The 24,551-nt window shown below is 72.1% G+C and carries 23 protein-coding genes; 20 read left to right on the plus strand and 3 right to left on the minus strand.

Translation table 11 applies throughout. The features are described from left to right. The first annotated feature begins 26 nt into the window (after positions 1-26). Genes G567_RS26865 through G567_RS0104915 form a run of 3 tightly spaced genes read left to right on the plus strand, consistent with a single transcriptional unit; the run spans position 27 to position 3,719 of the window. Positions 27-500, plus strand: a complete 474-nt coding sequence (locus tag G567_RS26865) for an FmdB family zinc ribbon protein (RefSeq protein WP_084795878.1) — start codon at positions 27-29, stop codon at positions 498-500. A 4-nt stretch (positions 501-504) separates the two neighbouring features. Then, positions 505-3,375 carry an FAD-binding and (Fe-S)-binding domain-containing protein gene (locus G567_RS0104910; protein ID WP_245585543.1) on the plus strand — a complete coding sequence of 957 codons (2,871 nt, stop codon included), beginning with the start codon at positions 505-507 and terminating at the stop codon, positions 3,373-3,375. A gap of 29 nt (positions 3,376-3,404) precedes the next feature. Next, on the plus strand, positions 3,405-3,719 hold the full coding sequence (locus tag G567_RS0104915) for an adhesin (RefSeq protein ID WP_028929097.1): 315 nt from the start codon (positions 3,405-3,407) through the stop codon (positions 3,717-3,719). A 61-nt stretch (positions 3,720-3,780) separates the two neighbouring features. Here G567_RS0104915 and G567_RS0104920 read toward each other — a convergent pair whose 3' ends face one another. Further along, positions 3,781-5,430, minus strand: coding sequence for an ABC-F family ATP-binding cassette domain-containing protein (locus G567_RS0104920; RefSeq protein WP_028929098.1), 1,650 nt, complete (start codon positions 5,428-5,430; stop codon positions 3,781-3,783). Positions 5,431-5,534: 104 nt separating this feature from the next. On the opposite strand from G567_RS0104920, the gene G567_RS0104925 reads away from it, so the two are divergent. The 3 genes from G567_RS0104925 (at position 5,535) to G567_RS0104935 (ending at position 8,560) form a co-directional block, all read left to right on the plus strand. Further along, on the plus strand, positions 5,535-6,251 hold the full coding sequence (locus G567_RS0104925; RefSeq protein WP_028929099.1) for a PIG-L deacetylase family protein: 717 nt from the start codon (positions 5,535-5,537) through the stop codon (positions 6,249-6,251). 71 nt (positions 6,252-6,322) lie between these two features. Beyond that, a complete protein-coding gene (gene menD / locus G567_RS0104930) occupies positions 6,323-7,993 on the plus strand; it encodes a 2-succinyl-5-enolpyruvyl-6-hydroxy-3-cyclohexene-1-carboxylic-acid synthase (RefSeq protein ID WP_028929100.1) in 1,671 nt (556 codons plus the stop codon). Between the two features lie 90 nt (positions 7,994-8,083). Further along, entirely contained in the window at positions 8,084-8,560 is a 477-nt protein-coding gene (locus G567_RS0104935) for a hypothetical protein (protein ID WP_028929101.1), read from the plus strand. Between the two features lie 12 nt (positions 8,561-8,572). Here G567_RS0104935 and G567_RS0104940 read toward each other — a convergent pair whose 3' ends face one another. Next, complete coding sequence (locus G567_RS0104940; protein ID WP_028929102.1) at positions 8,573-9,817, minus strand: isochorismate synthase; 1,245 nt, start codon at positions 9,815-9,817, stop codon at positions 8,573-8,575. A gap of 83 nt (positions 9,818-9,900) precedes the next feature. Between G567_RS0104940 and G567_RS26870 the strand changes: the two genes are divergently transcribed. Continuing rightward, entirely contained in the window at positions 9,901-10,419 is a 519-nt protein-coding gene (locus G567_RS26870) for a DUF3592 domain-containing protein (RefSeq protein ID WP_051232315.1), read from the plus strand. Here G567_RS26870 and G567_RS26875 read toward each other — a convergent pair. After that, positions 10,383-11,495: a DMT family transporter gene (locus G567_RS26875; protein WP_211223854.1), complete on the minus strand. Its 1,113-nt coding sequence runs from the start codon at positions 11,493-11,495 to the stop codon at positions 10,383-10,385. The genes G567_RS26870 and G567_RS26875 overlap by 37 nt on opposite strands. On the opposite strand from G567_RS26875, the gene G567_RS0104955 reads away from it, so the two are divergent. From G567_RS0104955 to nuoK, 13 genes are all read left to right on the plus strand, one after another. Further along, complete coding sequence (locus tag G567_RS0104955) at positions 11,473-12,162, plus strand: demethylmenaquinone methyltransferase (RefSeq protein ID WP_028929103.1); 690 nt, start codon at positions 11,473-11,475, stop codon at positions 12,160-12,162. The two genes, G567_RS26875 and G567_RS0104955, sit on opposite strands and share 23 nt — an antisense overlap. Before the next feature lie 121 nt (positions 12,163-12,283). After that, positions 12,284-13,600: a geranylgeranyl reductase family protein gene (locus G567_RS0104960; RefSeq protein WP_028929104.1), complete on the plus strand. Its 1,317-nt coding sequence runs from the start codon at positions 12,284-12,286 to the stop codon at positions 13,598-13,600. 101 nt (positions 13,601-13,701) lie between these two features. Continuing rightward, entirely contained in the window at positions 13,702-14,067 is a 366-nt protein-coding gene (locus tag G567_RS0104965) for an NADH-quinone oxidoreductase subunit A (RefSeq protein WP_028929105.1), read from the plus strand. 12 nt (positions 14,068-14,079) lie between these two features. After that, positions 14,080-14,649 (plus strand): NuoB/complex I 20 kDa subunit family protein, encoded by a 570-nt coding sequence (locus G567_RS0104970; protein ID WP_028929106.1) that lies wholly within the window; start codon positions 14,080-14,082, stop codon positions 14,647-14,649. Then, on the plus strand, positions 14,650-15,495 hold the full coding sequence (locus G567_RS0104975; protein WP_028929107.1) for an NADH-quinone oxidoreductase subunit C: 846 nt from the start codon (positions 14,650-14,652) through the stop codon (positions 15,493-15,495). Next, positions 15,492-16,841 (plus strand): NADH-quinone oxidoreductase subunit D, encoded by a 1,350-nt coding sequence (locus G567_RS0104980; protein WP_028929108.1) that lies wholly within the window; start codon positions 15,492-15,494, stop codon positions 16,839-16,841. Before G567_RS0104975 ends, G567_RS0104980 begins: the two co-directional genes overlap by 4 nt. A gap of 70 nt (positions 16,842-16,911) precedes the next feature. Further along, on the plus strand, positions 16,912-17,715 hold the full coding sequence (gene nuoE / locus G567_RS0104985; protein ID WP_028929109.1) for an NADH-quinone oxidoreductase subunit NuoE: 804 nt from the start codon (positions 16,912-16,914) through the stop codon (positions 17,713-17,715). 4 nt (positions 17,716-17,719) lie between these two features. After that, positions 17,720-19,042, plus strand: coding sequence for an NADH-quinone oxidoreductase subunit NuoF (gene nuoF / locus G567_RS0104990; protein ID WP_028929110.1), 1,323 nt, complete (start codon positions 17,720-17,722; stop codon positions 19,040-19,042). After that, the gene (locus G567_RS0104995) at positions 19,039-21,546 is read left to right on the plus strand and encodes an NADH-quinone oxidoreductase subunit G (RefSeq protein WP_028929111.1); all 2,508 of its coding nucleotides are present in this window, start codon (positions 19,039-19,041) and stop codon (positions 21,544-21,546) included. Before nuoF ends, G567_RS0104995 begins: the two co-directional genes overlap by 4 nt. A gap of 41 nt (positions 21,547-21,587) precedes the next feature. Continuing rightward, entirely contained in the window at positions 21,588-22,880 is a 1,293-nt protein-coding gene (nuoH, locus tag G567_RS0105000; RefSeq protein WP_028929112.1) for an NADH-quinone oxidoreductase subunit NuoH, read from the plus strand. Beyond that, positions 22,873-23,430 (plus strand): NADH-quinone oxidoreductase subunit NuoI, encoded by a 558-nt coding sequence (gene nuoI / locus G567_RS0105005; protein ID WP_028929113.1) that lies wholly within the window; start codon positions 22,873-22,875, stop codon positions 23,428-23,430. Before nuoH ends, nuoI begins: the two co-directional genes overlap by 8 nt. Next, positions 23,427-24,245, plus strand: a complete 819-nt coding sequence (locus tag G567_RS0105010; RefSeq protein WP_028929114.1) for an NADH-quinone oxidoreductase subunit J — start codon at positions 23,427-23,429, stop codon at positions 24,243-24,245. Before nuoI ends, G567_RS0105010 begins: the two co-directional genes overlap by 4 nt. After that, a complete protein-coding gene (nuoK, locus tag G567_RS0105015; protein ID WP_028929115.1) occupies positions 24,242-24,541 on the plus strand; it encodes an NADH-quinone oxidoreductase subunit NuoK in 300 nt (99 codons plus the stop codon). The genes G567_RS0105010 and nuoK overlap by 4 nt, the downstream gene beginning before the upstream one ends. The last annotated feature ends 10 nt before the right edge of the window (positions 24,542-24,551 follow it).

A 24,551-nucleotide genomic window follows, 5' to 3' on the forward strand; every position in this document is an offset into this window, starting at 1 on the left:
CTCACAGGACAGAAGGACCTGCGACGATGCCGATCTACGTCTATCGCTGTGCCTGCGGGCTCCGCTTCGAGCGGCTGACCTCCCGCGACGCCGCCGAGCCGCCGTGCCCGGACTGCGGCGGGGCGACCCGCAAGATGCCAGCGGGGATCAGTCTCGGCGGCCAGGCCGACCCCGGGCCGGCCAAGGAGCAGATGCCGCAGACCTGGCGCGGGGTCTACGACGGTGACCGGGAGTACATCACCCGGATGCAGCGGCAGTGGGAACGCAGGCAGCGGCTCGAGGCCAAATACCCGGAGCTGGCCGGGGACCAGCGCCCGATCCTCGCCCACGAGGGCCGCTACCACGATGCGCCGCTGCGCGCGGGCGACCCGCTGCCCGGCGCGGGTGCGGGTTCGGCGGGCACCGGCGCGGCCGGGCCCAGCCATGGCCACGGGCACCCGCAGCCGGCGCCCGCGAAACCGGCCACCCCCGCGTCGAAACCGGGTCCCGGTCCACACTGATCGGGTGAGTGTGCCCCCCGCCGACACCCGTGCCTTGACCGCGGATCTCGCCGCCGCCATCGCCGGTGAGGTCCGCTTCGACGCCGCGCACCGCGCGATGTGGTCGGCGGACGCATCGAACTATCGCCGGGTCCCGATCGGCGTGGTGTCCCCGCGCGACGACGCCGACGTCGAGGCCGCCCTCGCGGTCTGCCGGGCGCACGGGGTGCCGGTGCTGCCGCGGGGCGCCGGGACGTCGATCGCGGGCCAGGCCGTCAACGCCGCGGTCGTGCTCGACTTCGTCAGGCACATGAACGGCATCCTGGAGATCGATCCGCAGGCCCGGACCGCGCGGGTACAGCCGGGCCTCGTGCTCGACACCCTGCGCGACGCGGCCCGTCCGCACCGCCTGACGTTCGGCCCCGACCCGTCGACCCACAACCGCTGCACGCTCGGCGGCATGATCGGCAACAACGCGTGCGGCTCGCATTCGGTGGCGTGGGGCAAGACCGTCGACAACGTGGTCGCGCTGGACGTGCTGACCTACCGCGGCGAGCGGGTCAGCCTGGGTCCGGGGCAGCTCACCGGCGCGATCCCCGACCGGTTGCGGGCGCTCGGCGAGCGGCTGGCGGCCGACGTCCGCGCCTCGTTCCCCGACCTGACCCGCCGGGTGTCGGGCTACAACCTCGACCAACTGCTGCCCGGCGATGCCGACCTGGCCAAGGCCCTCGTCGGGACCGAGGGCACCTGCGCGACGGTGCTCGAGGCGACGGTGCGGCTGGTCGAGTCGCCGCCGGTACGGGCGCTGGCCGTGCTGGGCTTCCCGGACGCCTATCTCGCCGCGGATCACGTGATGGTCGTGCGCGAGTACAACCCGCTGACGATCGAGGGGATGGACGCCGGGCTGATCGCGGCGCTGCGCGCGGCCAACCCGGTCGAGCGGGCCGCCCGCGCGCTGCCGTCCGGCGGCGGCTGGCTCTACGTCGAGACCGGCGGCGCGACGGTGGCGGAGGCCGAAGCCGGCGCACACGCCGTCGCCGCGGCGATGAAATCCTACGGCGTCACCAGCGTGGTCGTGAGCGACCCGGCCGCGATGAAGGCGCTGTGGCGCATCCGGGAGGACGGCGCGGGCATCGTCACCCGTCTGCCCGACGGCGGAGAGGCATGGCCGGGCTGGGAGGATGCCGCGGTGCCGCCGGAGAAGCTCGGCGGCTACCTGCGCGAGTTCGACGCGCTGCTTGCCGGCCACGGCCGTCGCGGCGTCTACTACGGACATTTCGGCGACGGCTGCCTGCACGTCCGGATCGACTTCGACCTGCTCACCAGGCGCGGCATCGCGGGCTTCCGCCGCTTCATGGAGGACGCCGCCGACCTGGTCGTCGCGCACGGGGGGTCGCTGTCGGGTGAGCACGGCGACGGCCAGGCCCGCGCCGAGCTGCTCCCGCGGATGTATCCGCCGCGGATCATCGCGGGCTTCGCGGAGTTCAAGGGCATCTGGGACCCCGACGACCGGATGAACCCCGGGCGGATCGTCCGTCCCGCCATGCTGGACGAGGACCTGCGGATCTTCGTCGGGATGCCGGCCATCCCCGACACACCGCAGCTGGCGTTCGGGCACGACGGCGGCAGCTTCGCCAGGGCGACCCGGCGCTGCCTCGGCGTCGGCAAATGCGTGACGGCGTCGGGCGGGGTGATGTGTCCCAGCTACCGGGCGACCGGCGAGGAGATGCATTCCACGCGCGGCCGGGCGCGGCTGCTGTTCGAGATGGCGAACGGGCAGGTGATCACCGGTGGCTGGGAGTCGCCCGAGGTCGCCGAGGCGCTGGATCTGTGCCTGTCCTGCAAGGGCTGCAAGCGCGACTGCCCGGTCGGCGTCGATATGGCGGCGTACAAGACCGAGTACCTCGCGCAGCGCTACCAGGGCAGGCTGCGGCCGGCGTCGCACTACTCGATGGGCGCGTTGCCACGGTGGCTGTGGCTGGTCGGCGCGCTGCCGGCGCGGATGGTCGACGTGCTGAACGCGGCCGCGCGGGGGCCGCTGGGTGCCGTGGCGAAGAGGGTGGGCGGGATCGCCCCGGAGCGGTCGATCCCGCCGATCGCCCGCCGCACGTTCACCTCGGCCTTCCGCGCGGCGCGGCACCGGCGCCGCGGTTCCGGGCGGCGCGGGCGGCTGCTGCTGTGGCCGGACACGTTCACCGACCACTTCGACCCGGCGATCGCGGTCGACGCCGTGTGGGTGCTGGAGTCGCTCGGCTACACGGTCGAGATCCCGCCGCGCGCCGTGTGCTGCGGGTTGACCTGGACCTCCACCGGCCAGGTCGCCGCGGCGCGCGCCGTGCTGCGGCGGAGCCTGCGCACCATCGAGCCGTGGCTAGCCGCGGGCGTCCCCGTCGTGGGGTTGGAGCCCTCGTGCACGGCCGCGCTGCGCGCCGACGGGCCGGAGCTGTTGCCCGACGAACCGTGGACCGCCCGGCTGTCGGAGGGGGTTCGCACGTTCGCTGAGCTGCTCGGTGGGCATCTCGACGATCTGCCGGACTCCGTCGGGGCGTCTGGGGCGAGGGCGCTGGTTCAGGTGCACTGCCATCAGCACGCGGAGTTCGGGGCCGAGACCGATGCCGCGGTGCTCGCCGCGCTCGGGGTGGATGCCGAGATGCTCGACTCGGGCTGTTGCGGGCTGGCCGGCAACTTCGGCTTCGAGAAGGGCCACTACGACGTCTCGATGGCATGTGCGGAGCGCGTCCTGCTCCCGGCCGTGCGGGCCGCGGACCCCGCGGTGACCGTGCTCGCCGATGGCTTCAGCTGTCGTACCCAGCTGCGTCAGGCCGGCACCCGCGAGCCGATGCACCTCGCCCAGCTGGCCGCTCGCGTCCTGGGCCGAAGACCAGACCCAGCGTGATCGGGGCAAGGGGCCTACCGTGGGTCGGCATGTTGGCAATCACCGACAACGCGGCCGAAGCCATCAAGTCCCTGACTGCGAATGCGGATCTTCCGGAAGGGGGTGGTCTGCGCATCGCGGCGACGAACCCCGATCAAGGTTTGGAGCTGTCGCTGGCGGCTCAGCCGGTCGAGCAGGACACGGTCCTCTCCGGAGACGGCGTCTCGGTCTTCCTGGAGGCAACGGCCGCCCAGGTTCTCGACGACATGGTCCTCGATGTCCAACCGATCACGACGGCCGAGGGCAACGAGGAGCTGCGCTTCGCCATCGCCCCGCAGGCACCGGAGGGCGCCTCCGAGGGGTGAGGCCCCACGGGGTCCGATGACCACCGGCCGGTGCGCGCGTGCGGGCACCGGCCCTTGTCGTTCAGCTCTCGGTGAGCCGGCCCGCCGCCACGGACCAGCGTCGGGTGATGCGGACGGTGTCGAGCATCCGGCGGTCGTGGGTGACGAGCAACACCGTTCCGGGGAAGCTGTCCAACGCCTGCTCGAGCTGCTCGATCGCCGGTAGGTCGAGGTGGTTGGTCGGCTCGTCGAGCACCAGCAGGTTGACCTCCTGGGCTTGCAGCAGCGCCAGCGCGGCTCGGGTCCGCTCACCCGGTGACAGCGATGCGGCCGGCCGCGGGACGTGGGCGGCGGCCAGCCCGAACTTGGCCAGCAGGGTTCGGACCTGCGACTCCGACCAGTCCGGCACCGCCTCGCCGAACGCGCGGGCCAGCGGAACGTCGTCGAGGAACAGCCCGCGCGCCTGGTCGATCTCGCCGACCCGCACCCCGGCCCCCAGCCCGGCGCTGCCCTCGTCGACGGGGATGCGGCTGAGCAGGGCGCCGAGCAGCGTCGACTTCCCTGCCCCGTTCGCGCCGGTGATGACGACGCGGTCGGCCCAGGCGACCTGCGCGGTGACCGGGCCGAGGGTGAACCCACCTCGCCGTACCACCGCCCCGTTCAGGCTGGCCGCCACCGCCCCGGAACGCGGCGCCGCGGCGATCGTCATCCGCAGCTCCCACTCCTTGCGCGGCTCCTGGACGGCCTCGAGCCGCTCCATCATCCGCTGGGTCTGGCGGACCTTGGCGGCCTGTTTCTCGCTGGCCTCGACGCGGGTCCTGCGGCTGATCTTGTCGTTGTCGGGGGCCTTCCGGCGAGCGTTGCGGACGCCCTGGCTCATCCAGTTGCGCTGCATGAGGGCGCGGCTGCGCAGGCCGTCCAGCGTGTCGGCGTACTGTTCGTAGGTTTCGCGGGCGTGCCTGCGGGCGATCTCGCGCTCCGTCAGGTAGCTGTCGTAGCCCCCGTCGTAGACGCCGAGCTGCTGCTGGGCCAGATCCAGCTCGACGACCCGGTTCACCGTGCGGGCGAGGAACTCCCGGTCGTGGCTGACGATCACCGTGCCTGTTCCCCGTCCTCCCCGCAGCCCGGCGACGAACCGCTCGAGGCGCTCCAGGCCGTCGAGGTCGAGGTCGTTGGTGGGCTCGTCGAGCAGCAGCACGGCGTAACGGGAGAGCAGCAGGGCGGCGAGCCCGGCCCGGGCGGCCTGCCCGCCGGACAGCGCCGTCATCGGGGTGGCCAGGTCGACGCCGAGGCCCACCTCGGCCGCGACCTCGCCGGCCCGCTCCTCCAGGTCGGCGCCACCGAGGGCGAGCCAGCGGTCGAGCGCGCCGGCGTAGGCGTCGTCGGCGCCGGCGAGACCCTCCGCGAGAGCGGCCGCCGCGTCGTCCATCATGGACTGCGCGGCGGCGACGCCGGTGCGCCGGGCGAGGAATCCCGCGACCGTCTCGCCGGGGCGACGGTCGGGCTCCTGCGGCAGGTGCCCGATGGTGGCCTCGGGCGGGCTGAGGGTGACGGTCCCGGCCTCGGGGACGGCCTGTCCGGCCAGCAGCCGCAGCAGCGTCGACTTGCCGGCGCCGTTGGCCCCGACCAGGCCGACGACGTCGCCGGGGGCGACGACGAGGTCGAGCCCGGAGAACAGCACCCGATCCCCGTGACCGGCGGCGAGATCGGTGGCGTGGAGGGTCGCGCTCATGTCGGTGCAGACAGTAGCCGCCGGAGGTCTGGTCGACCGAGACGCACCGTCGCCGGCCGGTTGATGACAGGGTGGGACGGAGAGCGGACGGAGGAGGAGCCGGTATGCCTGAGTGCTACACCCCGATGCCCACCGACTGGAGCCGCGCGCTCGCCGTCGTCGCCCATCCGGACGACCTCGAATACGGCGGGTCCGGGGCGATCGCGCGCTGGACGGCCGAGGGACGCAGTGTCGCCTACCTGTTGGCCACCCGCGGGGAGGCGGGCATCGACACGTTGCCACCGGAGAAATGCGGTCCGCTGCGGGAGGCGGAGCAGCGGGCCGCCGCCGCGGAGGTCGGGGTCTCGGTGGTGGAGTTCCTCGACCATCCCGACGGCCTGGTTGAGTACGGCGTGCCGCTGCGTCGCGATATCGCCGAGGCGATCCGGCGGCACCGCCCGGAGCTCGTGGTGACCAGCAACCATCGGGAGCGCTGGCCGGGCGGCGGGCTCAACATGGCAGACCATCGCGCGGTCGGGCTCGCCACCCTCGACGCGGTGCGGGACGCCGCCAACCGGTGGCTGTTTCCCGACGCCGGTGAACCGTGGGACGGCGTGCGCTGGGTGGCGATCGCGGCGTCTCCGCTGGCCGGTCATGCCGTCGACATCACCGCGATGTTCGACCGCGCGGTGGCCTCCCTGCGGGCGCATCAGGCCTACCTCGCCGGACTGAGGGGCGCGATGGCCGATCCCGAGGCGTTCCTGCGCCCGGTGGCGGAGGCCGTCGGGGCCGGGCTACCCGGCGCCGAACTGGGCGTGGCGTTCGAACTGATCGACCTGTAGACGAGGCCCTGTGAGTGCGTAACAGTGTTAGAACACTGTTACGCACTCACAGGGGGTCATAGGCTGCGGGAGTGAATCCCTCGACGGCGCAGGCCACGGTGATCGTCGACGAGCTGGTGCGGACCGGCGTCACCGACGCGGTGCTGTGCCCCGGCTCGCGCAACGCCCCGCTGGCCTTCGCACTGCACGCCGCCGATGCCGCCGGACGGTTGCGGCTGCACATGCGGATCGACGAGCGCGCCGGCGGGTTCCTCGCGCTCGGCCTGGCACTGCGCTCGGGACGACCGGTGCCGGTGTGCACGACGTCGGGCACCGCGGTGGCGAACCTGCACCCGGCGGTGCTGGAGGCGGCGCACGCCCACGTGCCGCTGATCGCGCTCACCGCCGACCGTCCGCCGCAGCTGATCGGGGCCGGTGCCAGTCAGACGATCACGCAGCCCGGGATCTTCGGCTCCGCCGTCCGGCTGGCCGCGACCACCGCCGTCGCGACCCGTGCCACCGGTGAGCAGGCCCACTGGCGGTCGGTGGTCGACCGCGTCGTCGCGGCCGCCACGGGTGCGGTCGGCGGTCCGCCGGGCCCCGTGCACCTCAACGCGCCGTTCGCCGAGCCGCTCGTGCCGGACGGGACGGCGGGCTGGCCGGAGGCCCTCGAGGGCCGACCCGACGGCGGTCCATGGACGGCCGCCGTCCCGGGACGACGCAGCGCCCCCGCGCTCCCGCTCGACCCCGGCGCCGCGACGCTGGTGATCGCCGGGCACGGGGCGCCCCCCGGGCTCGACCTCGGCGGCGCCCCGTTGATCGCCGAGCCGTCCTCGGGCTACTGGGCCGACGGGTTGCGCGCGGGCCCGTGGCTGCTGGGCGCGCCGGCCGCGGCGCCGCTGCGTCCGGCCCAGGTGGTGGTGCTCGGACGGCCGACGCTGCACCGTCCGGTCCAGCGCCTGCTGGCCGATCCGGCGGTCGCGGTGTACGCGGTCGACGACCCGGCGGGCGCGCCGTGGACCGACGTCGCCGCGACCGTGCGGGCGACGGGCTCGCTGCCCGCGCTCCGCCCGCCCCGGGAGTGGATCGGCCGCTGGCACGCCGCCGATGCCGCCGCGGCGGCCGCCCTCGACACCGCGCTCGACGGCGCGGCGGCGCCGGGCGGGCCGCGGCTGGCCCGCGCGCTGCTCGCGAGCCTGCCCGGCGGGTCGGTGCTGGTGCTCGGTTCGTCGAACCCGATCCGCGACGTCGCGCTCGCCGCCGTCCCCCGCGCCGGGGTCCGGCTGCTGTCCAACCGCGGGGTGGCGGGCATCGACGGCGTGGTGTCGACGGCCGTCGGGGTGGCGCTCGCCGGTCCCGGCCGGGCCTACGCGCTGCTCGGCGATCTCACGCTGCTGCACGATACGACCGGGCTGGTGATCGGGCCCGGCGAACCCCGGCCCGATCTCACCCTCATCGTGCTCAACGACCGGGGCGGCGGCATCTTCAGCCTGCTCGAACAGGGCGCGCCCGAGCATGCGGGCGCCTTCGAACGGGTCTTCGGCACCCCGCACGCGGTCGACCTCGCGGCGCTGTGTGCCGCGACAGGCGTCGCCCATACCGACCTCGCCGACCTCGCCGACCTGCCTGCCGCGGTCGCGCCGGGGCCCGGACTGCGCATGGTGGAGGTCCGCGCCGACCGCGCCGCCTTGCGGCCGGGACACGCCGCGTTGCGGGCGGCGGTCGACGCGGCGGTCGGACGCGTCGTCGCCGCGGCGGCTTGAGCGACGGAGCCTGAGCGAGGGGGGCCGGATAGGGAGGATCATCTTCCGGTTCAATCAGGATCGCTACGGGAACGGGACGGGAGGTGCGCCGTGCGGGTTTCGGCCGGCAACGTTCGGGCGCAGCTGCCGTTCGCACTGATCGGGATCGCGTGCGTGATCGCCGGCGGGCTGGTGGCCGCGGTGACCGCCTCGGCCCCTTCCCAGCAGGCGTCGTGGGCGTCGGCTTACCTGGTGCTGGTCGGGGGTGTCGCGCAGGTCGGGTTGGGGATCGGTCAGGCGGTCTTCGCCCCGGGGACATCGACGCGGCTCGTCGCGGCACAGGTGATCGGCTGGAACGGTGGCAACGCCGCGGTGCTGCTGGGGACGCTGCTGGGCATCCTCGCGCTCGTCGACGTCGGCGGCGGGCTGCTGGTGGTGACGTTGGCCCTGTTCGTGCACAGCGTGCGGGGCGCCGCACCGCGGCGGACCGGCCTGGACCGATGGCTGCTGCGCGGCTACCGGCTGCTGGTGCTCATCGTGCTGGTGAGCGTCCCCGTCGGGCTGCTGCTCGCCCGGCTGCGGTCTTGACAGCGCGCACCGTCAGCCCTGGTCCGCCGCCTCCAGCGCCTCCCGCACCGCGAGGAGCTTGGCGGCGGCCTCGCGAACCTCGGTGTCGGGGTCGGAGTCGGCGACGATGCCGCAGCCCGCGAACAGCCGCGCGGTGCAGCCGTCGAGCTGGGCGCAGCGCAGCGCGATGCCCAGCTCCCCGTCGCCGGCGGCGTCGACCCAGCCGACCGGCCCGGCGTAGCGGCCCCGGTCCATGCCCTCCAGCTCGGCGATCAGCGAAACGGCCAGGTCGCGGGGGGTGCCACCGACGGCGGCCGTCGGGTGCACCGCCTCGGCCAGCTGTAACAGCGTGGCGGGGGAGGTCGCGTCGAGTCTGCCGCTGACGTCGCTGGCCAGGTGCGAGACGTTGTGCAGGGTGAGGGTCGAGGGCGCCTGCGGCGCGACCAGCTCGGTGCAGTACCGGCGCAGCGCATCGGTCAGCGAGTCGACGGCGAGGGCGTGCTCCCAGCGGTCCTTGGCGGAGGTGAGCAGGGCATCGTCGAGATCGGCGTCCTCACCGGGCCAGATCGTGCCGGCCAGCACCCGCGACGACACGACGTCGCCGCTGCGGCGCAGCAGCAGTTCCGGGGTGGCACCCACCAGCCCGTCGACGGCGAATGCCCAGCACGTCGGGTACCGCCGGGCCAGCCCGCCGAGCAGGAACCGGGCGTCGAGCGGCCGCTCGCCGACGGCCAGCAGGTCGTGCGCCAGCGCGGCCTTCTCCAGTTCGCCCGCGCGCATCCGGCGCACCGCCTCGGCGACCGCGCCGCGGTAGCGGTCGACCGGGAGCAGCCCGTCGCCGTAGCGCAGGGTGCCGCTGGGCCGCACCGGGATGACCGAGCGCACCGGGGGCGGGGCGTCGCCCGCGCCGAACTCGGTGATCCAGGCCTGTCCGGCGCGTCGGCCGACCACGACCCTGGGCACCACCAGCACCGACCCGAGGGAGCGGTCGCTGAAGGTGAAGCTCGCGAACGCGACCGCCCCGGTCCCGGGCCGCCCCACCTCGTCGAGGACCTCGAGCCGGTCGGTGAAGGCGCGCCACCATTCGTCGGCCGCGGCGAACCGGTGCGGGCCCGCGGCGGTGAAGCGGGCGACCTCGCCCCACCCCACGAGACCGTCGGATCCGCGGACCCACGAGAGCGGGCCGCGGTCGTCGGGGAGCAGGTCGAGCAGCCGGCCCGGGTCCTCCACCTCGCGCGTCCGCACGCGCAGCCCAGCCGGCAGCGGGGCTATGGTCACGATCCCGAGGGTAGGGAACCGTGCGCAGGCGCGCGCGTTCGGCCCGGTGGGCGCGGATCACATCATCGCTACACTCGCCTGCCGTGACCAGCAGCGCCAACGAGCTGATCGACGAGGTCGCGGGGTCGGCCCGGACTGCTCTGCGGATCCTGCGCTACCGGCTCCCGGAGCTCGTCGTGGGGCTCGCGGTGCTGATCGCGGTGCTTGCCGGGCTGGCGCTGGTCGGTTCCGCGCTCGACGATCGTTCGATCGATGCCCGCCGCGTCGTCACCACGGCCGAGGTGCTGGAGGGGTCGAGCTTCAGCCGCACCCTGGTGCGGTTCTCGCTGCCGAACGGGCAGGCCGTGGTGCCTGAGCGCGGGGTGCTGCACCCGCGCGGGGTGAGCGTCGGGGAGACGATCCTCGTCGAGTACGACGCGGCCGAACCGGAGCTGGTCCGGGTCGCGGGCCGCGGCACGGTCGACGGCCTGGGGACGGCCGGGGCCGGCGTGCTCGGGGTGTGGGCGGTGCTGGGGCCTGTGGCGTTCTGGCTGCGGCGCCGCCGCACCGAACAGGAGCGGCTCGCTCAGCGCGACGGCGTCGGCGCCGGTTCCGCGGGCTGAGTCACCCGGCCGCCCGCGGCCAGCGCCACCCCGATGACGGTGGCCGCCATCCCGGCCAGCACGATCCAGCCCAGCTGCTCGCCGAACAGCCCGAAGGCCATCACCGCCGTGATCCCGGGGACCAGGTAGAAGTAGCTGGTCACCTGCGATGCCGCGCCCCGGCGCAGCATGAGGAACAGCAGCGAGATCCCGCCGCCGGTGAGCACGAGGATCGACCAGGCGAGGGCTCCGGCCAGCTCGAGGGTCCACGTCACCCGGAACGACTCGAACGCGACGACGAACGGTGCGGTCACCACGATGGACGCGGCGAACTGCACGACCTGGCCGGTGCGCAGGTCGAACTCCGGGCAGAACCGTTTCTGGTAGAGGGTCCCGGCGGTGATCGCGACGAGCGCCAGTGTGGTCAGCCCGACGGTGAGTACCGACAGCCCGTTGGTGGTCAGCTTGGCCGAGACGACCAGCGTCACGCCGAGAAAGCCGAGCACCAGCCCGGTCGCCCGGCGCGCGCCCATCGGCTCGCCGAGCAGCCACCCGACGACCGCGGTGAGCACCGGCTGCAGGTTCACCACCAGCGCCGCCACCCCGGCGGGCATCCCGGCCGCGATCGCCGCCCACACCCCGCCGAGGTAGCCGGCCTGGATCCCGATGCCGGCAACGGCCAGATGCCCGGCCTGTCGCCACCGTGGCCACGTCGCCCGCGCGACCAGCGCGAGGCTGCCCATCAGGACGACCACGCCGGTGTAGCGCAGCAGCAGGAAGCTCAGCGGCTCGGCGTAGGGCGCGGCGTACTTCGCGACGACGAACCCGGACGCCCAGATGAGGACGAACAGGAACGGTGTGGCCCGGACGGCGAGGGAGCCGGGTGCCGTGGGTCTCGTGGAGGTCGTCGATGCCGGGGCGATGGGTCGACCGTAGGCGAGCGAGGGCGGGGTCCGCGAGACCCGGTGCCATCGAGGGTTCGCGGCGATGCGCGTAGCGTTCCGGGCCGGGACGGCGGGCAACCGCAGCGCAGCGACCCGCCGGCCGGCCCCGATGACGAGTGCGAGGAGACCAGTGAGCCGGGCCGATCTCGACAAGGATCCCGACGACGTCGCCGCGATGTTCGACGGCGTCGCGCGGCGCTACGACCTCACCAACACCGTGCTCACCGGTGGCCAGGACCGGCGCTGGCGGGCGCTGACCCGCGAGGCGTTGCGGTTGCGCCCCGGCGAGCGGGTGCTCGACCTGGCCGCGGGAACCGCGGTTTCGACGGTCGCGCTGGCCCGTTCCGGCGCCTGGTGCGTCGCCGCCGACTTCTCACTGGGGATGCTGCGGGCCGGGCGCCGGCGCGATGTCCCGAAGGTCGCGGCCGACGCGCTGCACCTGCCGTTCTGTGACGGCGCCTTCGACGCGGTGACGATCGCGTTCGGGCTGCGCAACGTCGCCGACCCGGATCTGGCGCTCGCGGAGCTCGCCAGGGTCACCCGTCCCGGTGGCCGGCTCGTCGTCTGCGAGTTCGGGACGCCGACCTGGGCGCCGTTCCGGGCCGTCTACCACGACGTCGTGCTGGGCCACCTGCTGCCGGAGGTCGCGCGGCGGGTCTCGTCCAACCCGGAGGCCTACACCTATCTCTCCGAGTCGATCCGGGACTGGCCTGCCCAGCCCGAGCTCGCCGAGCGGATCGCGAAGGCGGGCTGGACCGACGTCGCCTGGCGCAATCTCACCGGTGGCGCCGTCGCGCTGCACCGCGCCCGCCGGCCCTGATGCCCCGTCCGCACCGGTCCGCGGGCCGGATGTCACCTCGATCCACCTACCGGACGCGCACGTTGGGAACGCGCGTCCTAGACTCGGCGGTGACTTCGTGAATCTGTTCACAAGGAGCCGAATGGCCGCGCCCGAACCCACCACCGGCGCCGGGACCCGACGCCCGGACGCCGACGCCGATGTGATTGTCGTCGGGGCGGGCCCCGCGGGCTCGACCGCCGCGACCTACCTCGCCCGCGCGGGGCTCGACGTCCTGCTTCTGGAGAAGACGACGTTCCCGCGCCCCAAGGTCTGCGGCGACGGTTTCACCCCGCGCGGGATGAAGCAGCTGATCGACCTCGGCATCGACTGCTCCGAGCAGAACGGCTGGCTGCACAACAGGGGTCTGCGGGTGCTCGGCGGCGGGGTGAGCCTCGAACTGGAGTGGCCGACGCTTGCGAGCTTCCCCGACTACGGGGCGGTCCGTCCGCGCCAGGACTTCGACGAGCTCCTCGCCCGCAACGCGGTGAAGGCGGGTGCGCGGCTGCACGAGGACACGTCGGTCACCGAGGCGATGATCGAGGAGCGAACCGGCCGGGTCATGGGCGTCGCCGGATACGTCGGCAAGGGCAAGGACCGCAGCCCGGTCAGCTTCCGTGCGCCGCTCACCCTGGCCTGCGACGGCGTTTCGGCGCGGGTGGCGCTGTCGCTGGGCATCGCCAAGCGCGACGACCGCCCGATGGGTGTCGCGGTGCGCCGCTACTACACCAGTCCGCGCACGAACGACGACTTCCTCGAGTCCCACCTCGAGCTGTGGGACCGCTCGGATCCGGCCAGCCCGAAGCTGCTTCCCGGCTACGGCTGGATCTTCGGGATGGGTGACGGCACGTCGAACGTCGGGCTCGGCATCCTGTCCACCAGCCGCGCGTTCGGCTCGACCGACTACCGCGCCCTGCTCAAGTCGTGGCTGGACGGGACGCCACAGGAATGGGGCTACCGCGACGAGAACGCGGTCGGCCCGGTCGGGGGCGCCGCGCTGCCGATGGGATTCAACCGCATCCCGCACTACCGGCCGGGCCTGCTGCTCGTCGGCGACGCCGGCGGGACGGTGAACCCCTTCAACGGCGAGGGCATCGCGTACGCGATGGAGTCGGCGCAGATCGCGGCGCGCTGCGCGGTCCAGGGGCTGGCCCGCTCGGGTGCCTCGCAGGAGGCGGCGCTGGCGGGGTATCCGGCGCAGCTGAGCCAGGCACTCGGTGGCTACTACCGGATCGGTAACGTTTTCTCGCGGCTCATCGGCAATCCGACGATCATGCGGCTGGCCACCCGGCACGGCCTGCCGCGCAAGACTCTGATGGCGTTCCTGCTCAAGTTGCTGGCGAACCTGTACGACCCGAAAGAAGGTGACGTGAGCGACCGGGTCATCGCCGCGATGACCCGGCTCGCACCGAGCGTGTAGTAAGGCTGTCCTGATCGCGCTGCGGCCGCCGCCCGCGCCTAGGGTCGGCCGCCGTATCGAATCCGAAGAACTGACCGCACTCACGACGAGGGTGTGCACGAATGCTCGATCCGTATCTCCCGCTGGTGCTGTTGTTCGCGCTGGCCGGCGCGTTCGCGCTGTTCTCCGTGACGGCGGCCCCCTATGTGGGGCCGCGGCGGTACAACCGCGCCAAGCTCGACTCCTATGAGTGCGGGATCGAGCCGTCGCCGCAGCCGGTCGTCGGAGCCGGTCGCATGCCGATCGCGTACTACCTGACGGCGATGTTGTTCATCCTCTTCGATATCGAGATGGTCTTCCTCTACCCGTTCGCGGTCAGCGCCGATCTGCTCGGCCTGTTCGGGCTGGTGGAGATCGTGCTGTTCATCGTCGCGGTCGGTTTCGCGTACGTCTATGTATGGCGGCGCGGCGGCCTGGACTGGAATTAGGGGAGCACGCAGATGGGCCTCGAAGAGCACCTGCCCAACGGCGTCCTGCTGACCAGCGTGGAGAAGCTAGTCAACTGGACCAGGAAGTCCTCGCTGTGGCCCGCCACCTTCGGGCTGGCGTGCTGCGCGATCGAGATGATGACGACGGGTGCGCCGCGGTACGACCTGGCGCGCTTCGGCATGGAGGTCTTCCGGGCCTCGCCGCGGCAGGCCGATCTGATGATCGTGGCAGGCCGGGTCAGCAACAAGATGGCCCCGGTGCTGCGCCAGATCTACGACCAGATGCCCGAACCCAAATGGGTCCTCGCGATGGGCGTCTGCGCCTCCTCGGGCGGAATGTTCAACAACTACGCGATCGTCCAGGGCGTTGATCACGTGGTTCCGGTCGATATGTACCTGCCGGGCTGTCCGCCGCGTCCGGAAATGCTGATGGACGCCATTCTCAAGCTCCACGCCAAGATCATGGACGAGCCGCTGGGTGCCAAGCGGGCCGCGGCGCTGGCGGCGAGCGGTCACAAGACCGAGCTCGTCCCGTCCTCGATCAAGTACGCGCCGAAGAAGAAGACGGCGGAGATGAAGTAGATGAGCGAGCCAACCGGAACGTCCGGCAACGGCCAGCAGCCGACCGGCGGGCCACAGTCCTCGGCGGAGCGCAGCGGTGCCGCCGAACGGGAGCACCGGGAGCGCGGTGGCCAGACCGCGGAGCCCGGCGAGGTCGAGCAGATCGCGGGCAACGGCGGCACGACGCCCGAACGAGGCACCCGCCTCGCCGCGCCCGCCGGCCGTGCCCGGTCCGGCATGTTCGGGGTGGACGACACCGGGGACACCTCCGGCTTCGGCGGGCTGCGGCTGCCCGCCTACATCCCCGCCCCGGCCGAGCGGCCGTTCGGCGGCTGGTACGACGACTTCGCCGACGACTTCGCCGAGGCCCTCGACGAGCGCGATATCCCGCGCAGCGCGATCCAACAGGTGACGATCGACCGCGGCGAGATCACCTTCTACGTGCAGCGCGAGCGGATCCGTGACGTGTGCCGGACGCTGCGCGACGAGGAGACGCTGCGCTTCGAGCTGTGCTCGAGCGTGTCCGGGGTCGACTACGGCGAGGACGTGCCACAGCGCCTGCACGTCACCTACCACCTGCTGTCGATGACCTACCGGCGGCGGATCCGGCTCGAGGTCGCCGTCGACGTCGACGACCCGCACGTGCCCAGTGTCGTCGAGGTGTACCCCACCGCCGACTGGCAGGAGCGGGAGACCTGGGACATGTTCGGGGTGATCTTCGACGACCACCCCGCGCTGACCCGGATCCTCATGCCCGACGACTGGGACGGTCACCCCCAGCGCAAGGACTATCCGCTCGGCGGGATCCCCGTGGAGTACAAGGGCGCCGAGATCCCGCCGCCCGACGAGAGGCGGGCCTACTCATGAGCACGAGAGACGCGTCAGCGCAGCGAGCATCGGCACCGGGCCACGACGCCTATGCCCCGGCCCGCGAGACCACCGAGGGCACGGTCTTCACCGTCACCGGTGGCGACTGGGACACGCTGATCGACTCCGAGCACGACGACCGGGTCGTCATCAACATGGGTCCGCAGCACCCTTCGACGCACGGGGTACTGCGGCTGGTCCTCGAGCTCGAGGGCGAGTCGGTCACCCAGGCCCGATCGGTGATCGGCTACCTGCACACCGGCATCGAGAAGAACTGCGAGTACCGGACCTGGACCCAGGGCGTCACGTTCGTGACCAGGGCCGACTACCTGGCGCCGCTGTTCAACGAGGCCGCGTACTGCCTGGGTGTGGAGCGGCTGCTCGGGATCGAGGCGCCGCGGCGCGCGCAGGTCGGTCGGGTGCTGCTGATGGAGCTCAACCGGATCGGCTCGCATCTGGTGTGCATCGCCACCGGCGGTATGGAGCTGGGCGCGCTGACCGGTATGACCGCGGGCTTCCGGGAGCGCGAGGAGGTGCTCCACCTGCTGGAGTACCTGACGGGGCTGCGGATGAACCACGCGTTCGTCCGGCCCGGTGGCCTCGCCCAGGACTTCCCGGAGGACTGGAAGGAAAAGGTCACCGACTTCATCAAGCTGATGCGCAAGCGGCTTCCGGACTACGACAACCTGCTCACCGGCCAGCCGATCTGGAAGCAGCGGCTGCAGGGCGTCGGCTACCTCCCGCTCGACGGCTGCCTCGCGCTCGGCGCGACCGGGCCGATCCTGCGCTCGGCGGGTCTGCCCTGGGATCTGCGCAAGGTCGAGCCCTACCTGGGCTACGAGGAGTACGACTTCGAGGTCCCGACGGCGACCGAGGCGGACTGCTACGCGCGGTACGTGCTGCGGGTGGCCGAGATGCACGAGTCGCTCAAGATCGTCGAGCAGGCCGTGGCGAAGATGGAGCCGGGCCCGGTGATGGTCGAGGACCGCAAGGTTGCCTGGCCCGCGCAACTGTCGATCGGCGCGGACGGCATGGGCAACACCCTCGAGCACGTCCGCAAGATCATGAGCCAGTCGATGGAATCCCTGATCCACCACTTCAAGCTGGTCACCGAGGGGTTCCGCGTCCCGGCGGGCCAGGTCTACTCGGCGGTGGAGTCGCCGCGCGGAGAGCTGGGCTACCACCTCGTCTCCGACGGCGGCACCCGGCCGGTCCGCGTCCACCTGCGCGAGCCCAGCTTCGTGAACCTGCAGACCATGCCGGCCATGTGTGAGGGCGGCATGGTCGCCGACGTGATCGCCGCCGTCGCGAGTATCGACCCGGTCATGGGAGGTGTCGATCGATGACGCCGACGGAGCGCCCGGGGGCGGCAGCCGGCGGAGCCGGCGGGGTGGGTCAGCACAGCGAGGGGGAAGGATGACACTGCCCGAGGGCACGCCGGAGACCAACAGCGCCGCGCCCGCGGCACCGCAGGAGCTGACCTGGAAGCCGGTCGTCGAGGAGGGTCCGCCGGCCTCGCCGATGTTCGACGAGCTGACCCGGCAGCGCACCAAGGAGATCATCGCCCGGTATCCGCAGCCGCGCTCGGCGCTGCTCCCGCTGCTGCATCTGGTGCAGTCGGTGGAGGGCTTCGTCAGCCAGGACGGCATCCGGTACTGCGCCGAGGCGCTGGAGCTGAGCACGGCCGAGGTCGCCGCCGTCGTGACCTTCTACACGATGTACAAGCGCAGCCCGTGCGGCCAGCATCTGGTGAGCGTCTGCACGAACACGCTGTGCGCGGCGCTGGGCGGCGACGAGATCTACCGGCGGCTCTCGGAGAAGCTCGGAGTCGGCCACGAGGAGACGGCGGGGGAGCCGGGCAGCCCCGGTTCGATCACCCTGGAGCACGCCGAATGCCTGGCAGCCTGCGATCTGGCCCCGGTCGTCCAGGTCAACTACGAGTACTTCGACAACCAGACGACCGAGTCGGCGACGGAGCTGGTCGAGGCGTTGCAGCGGGACGAGAAGCCGCATCCCACCCGCGGTGCCCCGCTGACCGACTTCAGAACCGCCGAGCTCGAGCTGGCCGGGATCCACGGCGATCTCGAGCAGTCGGTGGAGGGGCCGTCGGCCGCGAAGGAGACACTGCGCGGCGTGCAACTCGCCGCCGAGTGCGGCTGGGTCGCCCCGTCGCTGCCGGCCGAGCCGCCGGCCCTGCCGCCACTGCCGGAGAAGAAGTGAGGTCATGACGACTCCCGATCCGCTCACCCCGGTCCTCACCCGACGCTGGGGTCTGCCGCGCTCCTGGTCGCTGGAGACCTACGAACAGCACGACGGGTACGCGGCGTTGCGCGCGGCGCTGGCCGCGCATCCCGATCAGATCATCCAGCTGGTGAAGGACTCCGGGCTGCGCGGCCGCGGCGGCGCGGGCTTCCCGACGGGCATGAAGTGGTCGTTCATCCCGCAGGGTCCCGACGGCGCAGGCGCCAAGCCGAAGTACCTGGTGATCAACGCCGACGAGGGCGAGCCGGGCACCTGCAAGGACATCCCGACGATGATGGCCGACCCGCATTCGCTGATCGAGGGCTGCATCATCACCAGCTACGCGATCCGCGCGCACTTCTGCGCGATCTACGTGCGCGGCGAGGCGCTGCACTGCATCCGCCGGGTCCAGGGCGCGGTGAACGAGGCCTACGCCAAGGGGTACCTCGGCAAGAACATTCTCGGCTCCGGCTTCGACCTGGACATCGTGGTGCACGCCGGGGCCGGCGCCTACATCTGCGGCGAGGAGACGGCGCTGCTCGACTCGCTCGAGGGTCGTCGCGGTCAACCTCGCCTCAAGCCTCCGTTCCCGGCCACCTCCGGGCTCTACGCCTCGCCCACCGTGGTGAACAACGTGGAGACGATCGCAACGGTTCCCGCGATCGTTGCCGGCGGCTCGGACTGGTTTCGTTCGATGGGCACGGAGCGCAGCCCGGGTCCGAAGATCTACTCGATCTCCGGGCACGTCGAGCGGCCCGGCCAGTACGAGGCCCCGCTGGGCGTCACGCTGCGCCAGTTGCTGGAGATGGCCGGCGGGATGAAGGACGGTGTCCCGCTCAAGTTCTGGACCCCGGGCGGTTCGTCGACCCCGCTGTTCACCGCCGAACATCTCGACGTCCCGCTGGACTTCGAGGGTGCCGCCGCGGCCGGCTCGATGCTGGGCACCACGGCCGTGATGGTCTTCAACGAGACCGTCTCGGTGCCGTGGGCGGTGATGAAGTGGACGGAGTTCTACAAGCACGAGTCGTGCGGCAAGTGCACCCCGTGCCGCGAGGGAACGTACTGGCTCGAACACATCCTGCACCGGATGGTGGCGGGCCAGGGCACCCCCGAGGACGTGGAGACGATGCTCGACGTCTGCGACAACATCCTGGGCCGTGCGTTCTGTGCCCTCGGCGACGGTGCGACCAGCCCGATCACCAGCGGGATCGAGTACTTCCGCCAGGAGTTCCTCGACCTGTGCGCCGCGCAGTCCGCGGTCGCGCAGCCGGAGCAGCTGGCCGAGCTGACCGGAGTGTCCGCATGAGCCTCTCCCCCGAGAAGACCGACGCCCGGCCGGTGCCCGAGGGCTACGTCCGGCTGACCATCGACGGGCTGGAGGTCGACGCGCCCAAGGGCGAGATCCTCATCCGGACCTGTGAGCGGCTCGGGATCATCGTCCCGCGGTTCTGCGACCATCCGCTGCTCGACCCGGCGGGCGCCTGCCGGCAGTGTCTGGTCGAGGTGGAGATGGGCGGGCGGCTGATGCCCAAGCCGCAGGCCAGCTGCACGATGACCGTCGCGGACGGCATGGTCGTCAAGACCCAGCACACCTCGCCCGTGGCCGACAAGGCCCAGCAGGGCGTCATGGAGATGCTGCTGATCAACCACCCGCTCGACTGCCCGATCTGCGACAAGGGCGGCGAATGCCCGTTGCAGAACCAGGCGATGTCGAACGGCCGCACGGACTCCCGGTTCGTCGACCCCAAGCGGACGTTCCCCAAGCCGTTGCCGATCAGCACTCAGGTGCTGCTCGACCGCGAGCGCTGCATCCTCTGCCAGCGCTGCACCCGCTTCTCCGAACAGATCGCCGGCGACCCGTTCATCGACCTGCTCGAGCGCGGCGCGGACCAGCAGATCGGCGTGGCGGCCGACAAGCCGTTCCAGTCCTACTTCTCGGGCAACACCATCCAGATCTGTCCGGTCGGGGCCCTGACCAGCGCGGCGTACCGGTTCCGCGCCCGCCCGTTCGACCTGGTGTCCACGCCCGGGGTGTGCGAGCACTGCGCCTCGGGCTGCGAGCAGCGCAACGACACCCGGCGGGGCACCGTGATGCGCAGGCTCGCGGGCAACGACCCCGAGGTCAACGAGGAGTGGACCTGCGACAAGGGCCGTTTCGCGTTCCGCTACCTGACCTCGAAGGAACGGATCGTGCGGCCGATGGTCCGCGGCGCCGACGGCAGGCTCGCCGAGACGTCCTGGACCAACGGGCTGCGCGTCGCCGCCGAGGGCCTGCTCGCGGCTCGGTCCTCGGGCGGAATCGGGGTGCTGCCCGGTGGGCGGCTCACGGTGGAGGACGCCTACGCCTACGCGAAGTTCGCCCGCGTCGCGGCGCACACCAATGACATCGACTTCCGGGCCCGGCCGCATTCGGGCGAGGAGCTCGACTTCCTCGCCGCGCACGTCGTCGGCACCGGCCCCGAGATCCTCGACTACACCCGCCTCGAGGCCGCGCCCGCGGTACTGTGCGTCGCGTTCGAGCCGGAGGAGGAGTCGCCGATCGTCTTCCTGAGGCTGCGCAAGGCCGCCCGCAAGCATGGTCAGAAGGTGTTCCACCTCGGTCAGTGGACGACGCCCGCGGTGCGGCGCACAGCCACCTCGACCGGGGTCGCGTCGCCCGCGGCCCGCGACAACCTGATCCGCGCGGTCCCCGGGGCCGAGGCCGCGGTGCTCGCCGAGCTGGCCGAGACGGCGCCGCATGTCATCGAGGCGCTGACCGGCGGGGGAGTGATCCTCGTCGGCGAGCGGGCCGCCGAGGTGCCGGGTCTGTACTCGGCGGTGGCGGCACTGGCGCAACGCACGGGTGCCGCCGTCGGCTGGGTGCCGCGCCGCGCCGGTGACCGCGGGGCCCTCGAGGCCGGCGCGGTCCCGACGCTGCTGCCCGGCGGCCGTCCGGTCACCGATGCCGCCGCGCGCGCCGAGATCGAGCGGGCCTGGGGACTGGCCGCGGGCACGATCCCGGCCACCCCGGGGCGGGACACCGACGACATCCTCGGCGCGGCTGCGATGGGTGAGCTGGCCGCGCTCGTGGTCGGCGGGGTGGACCCCGACGACCTGGCCGATCCGGCCGCCGCGCGCAGCGCGCTGCGCGAGGCCGGCTTCCTGGTCAGCATCGAACTGCACGCCTCGGCCGTCACCGAGGTCGCCGACGTCGTGCTCCCGGTGGCGCCCGACGCGCAGCGGGCCGGCAGCTACCTGAACTGGGAGGGCCGCCGCCGCGAGTTCGGGGTGGCGCTGGACGCCAGCGGTGTGCTGCCCGACTGCCGGGTGCTCGACACGCTGGCCGTGGAGATGGACGTCGACCTGTTCACCCAGACCCCGGCGGCCGCGGCGGGCGACCTGGCCCGGCTCGGCCGGTTCGCCGGGACGGCGCCGCCCGGTCCCGCGGCGCAGCCGGCGCGGACCCGCACGCCGGCCTACGGGCAGGCTGTGCTCGCCACCTGGCGGCAACTGGTGGACGAGAGCAGCCTCGCGATCGATGAGCCCGCGCTGGCCGGTACCGCCCGGCCCGCCCAGGTGCGGGTCAACGCCGCGACCGCCGAGCGGCTGGGGCTGACCGAGGGCCTGCTGGCGACGGTGCGTACCGAACGCGGTTCGATCACGCTGCCGGTCGCCGCCGCGGACCTGCCCGACGGAGTCGTCTGGCTGCCGGCGAACTCCGCGGGGTCGCGGGTCCGGGTCGCTCTCGGGGTCGGTCACGGCGAGCTGGTGGGCGTCAGCGCGGCGGGCGGGGCCGCCGGTGCGGCGGACGGGAACGGAGACACGGCATGAACGCGGCGCTCGTGCAGGCGGTGCTGGCACAGGGGGAGGGGATGACCCGAACCCAGCAGCTGCTGGCCGACGACCCGATCTGGTTGATCCTGCTCAAGGTCGTCGCGCTGTTCGCGATCGGCGTCGTGCTCACCCTCTTCATGATCAACTGGGAGCGCAAGGTGGTGGCCCGGATGCAGCAGCGTCCCGGCCCGAACCGGGTCGGCCCCAACGGCTGGCTGCAGTCGCTGGCCGACGGCCTGAAGCTGGCGTTCAAAGAGGACATCATGCCGGCGCTGGCCGACAGGAAGGTCTACTTCATCGCCCCGGTGATCTCCACGATCCCCGCGTTCGTGGCGCTTTCGGTGATCCCGTTCGGCGGCGAGGTCTCGATCTTCGGTGAGCCCACGGTGCTGCAGCTCGTCGACCTGCCGGTCGGAGTGCTGGTCGTGCTGGCCTGCAGCTCGATCGGGGTCTACGGGATCGTGCTCGGCGGCTGGGCATCGGGGTCGCCCTACTCGCTTCTCGGTGCGCTGCGCTCAGCGGCGCAGGTGATCTCCTACGAGATCGCGCTGGGGCTGTCGATCGTCGCGGTGATCCTGTTCACCGGAACGATGTCGACCGCGGACATCGTCGGCGCGCAGGCATCCGGCTGGTTCGCCCTCCTGCTCATCCCGAGCTTCGTCGTGTTCGTGATCTCGATGGTCGGCGAGACCAACCGCGCCCCGTTCGACCTCCCCGAGGCCGAGTCCGAGCTGGTGGGTGGCTTCCACACCGAGTACTCGTCGCTGAAGTTCGCGCTGTTCTTCCTCGCCGAGTACGTGAACATGGTGACCGTCTCGGCGATGGCCACGACGTTGTTCCTCGGCGGGGGGCAGTGGCCGTGGCCGCTGTCGTTCCTCAACAGCAACGGCTGGCTGCAGATGATCGCCTTCCTGATCAAGACGATGATCTTCCTGTTCGTCTTCATCTGGCTGCGCGGCACGCTGCCCCGGTTCCGTTACGACCAGTTCATGAAGCTGGGCTGGAAGGCGCTGGTGCCGATCAGCCTGCTGTGGATCCTGGCGATCTTCGCGATCCGTACCTACCGCACGAGCGCGGGCAGCAGCCTGACCACGCTGCTGGTCATGATCGGCATCGTGCTCGCCGTGGTGGTGGTGGTCGCGTTCCTGGTGCCGGAGCGGCGCCAGCCCGAGGCCGAGGTCGAACTGGCGTCGGACTACCCGGTGCCCCCGCTCGACCTGGCCGTGCCGACACCGCCGCGGCATCGGCTGCGGCGCCGTGCGGCCGAGTCCGCCGACCGCGAACCGGCCGGCGCGCTCAGCGGCCCCCCGAAGGAGACCGAGGATGTTTGATTTCTTCAAGGGCTTCGGTGTCACCTTCTCGACGATGTTCCGCAAGGTCGTCACCGAGGAGTACCCCGAGGACTTCCCGCCCGCCGCTCCGCGCTACCACGGCCGCCACCAGCTCAACCGGCACCCGGACGGGCTGGAGAAGTGCGTCGGGTGCGAGCTGTGTGCCTGGGCCTGTCCCGCCGATGCGATCTACGTCGAGGGCGGCGACAACACCGAGGAGGAGCGCTACTCCCCGGGCGAGCGCTACGGCGCTATCTACCAGATCAACTACCTGCGCTGCATCGGCTGCGGGTTGTGCATCGAGGCCTGCCCGACCCGGTCGCTCACGATGACCAACTTCTACGAGCTCGCCGACGACAACCGCCAGGACCTGATCTACACCAAGGAACAGCTGCTCGCGCCGTTGCTGCCGGGGATGGAGGCCCCGCCGCACCCGATGCGGCTCGGCGAGGACGAGCAGGACTACTACGTGCTCGGCCCGCAGCTTGCTCGCGCCTCCGCGGCGGGTGAGCAGGTCGCGAACGATCCGGTCGGGGAGCAGGTCCGATGATCACCGTGCTGGCCCAGGCGGCGACCGGCGCCGTCACCACCGGGGAGGCCGTTGCCTTCTGGATCCTCGGCCCGATCGCGCTGGCCGGGGCGCTGGGCATGGTCCTCGCGCGCAATGCAGTGCATTCCGCGCTGTTCCTGGCGATGACGATGCTCAGCCTCGGCGTCCTCTACATCGTGCAGCAGGCGCCGTTCCTCGGCTTCGTGCAGATCATCGTCTACACCGGCGCCGTGATGATGCTGTTCCTGTTCGTGCTCATGCTGGTGGGCCGGGACAGCTCCGACTCGATCGTCGAGGTGCTGCGGGGCCAGCGGTTCGTCGCACTGCTGCTCGGCATCGGGCTGGCCGGCTTGCTCGTCGGTGTGATCGGCAGGGCGCTCGTCGACGTCACCCCGGTGGGGCTGGCCGAGAACGCCGCGGGGAGCAACGGCAACATGCCCGGGCTCGGCAGGCTCATCTTCACCGACTATCTGCTGCCCTTCGAGCTCACCTCCGCGCTGCTCATCACCGCGGCGCTCGCCGCGATGGTGCTCACCCACGCGCAGAGCAAGGCCCACGCCAAACGCGGCCAGCGGGCGACCGTGATCGCCAGGCTGCGCGGCGAGCACGCGCGGATCTCCCCGCTGCCCGGGCCCGGGGTCTACGCCACCGGGGACTCGGTGGCCGTGCCCGCGGTCCTGCCGGACGGCTCGATCGCGCCGGAGTCGCTCTCGGAGATCATCGAGTCCACCCCGGTCGAGGAGCTCGAGCCCCCGCCCCGGCCCGACCCGCATGCGCTCACCGGCGGCACGCCCAGGCAGGACGGTAACCAGTGACTCCCACGTACTACCTGCTCCTGTCGGCGCTGCTGTTCTCCATCGGAGCGGTGGGCGTCCTGGTCCGGCGTAACGCGATCGTCGTGTTCATGTGCATCGAGCTGATGCTCAACGCGGTCAACCTCTCCCTGGTCACATTCTCGCGGATCAACGGAGCGCTGGACGGCCAGGTGATGGCGTTCTTCGTGATGGTCGTGGCCGCAGCTGAGGTCGTCGTCGGGCTGGCCATCATCATGTCGATCTTCCGCACCCGTCGGTCCGCCTCGGTGGACGACGCGAACCTGCTCAAGTACTAGGAGCGCTCCC

Origin of the sequence: Pseudonocardia asaccharolytica DSM 44247 = NBRC 16224, assembly GCF_000423625.1 — a bacterium.
Classification (GTDB): Bacteria; Actinomycetota; Actinomycetes; order Mycobacteriales; family Pseudonocardiaceae; genus Pseudonocardia; species Pseudonocardia asaccharolytica.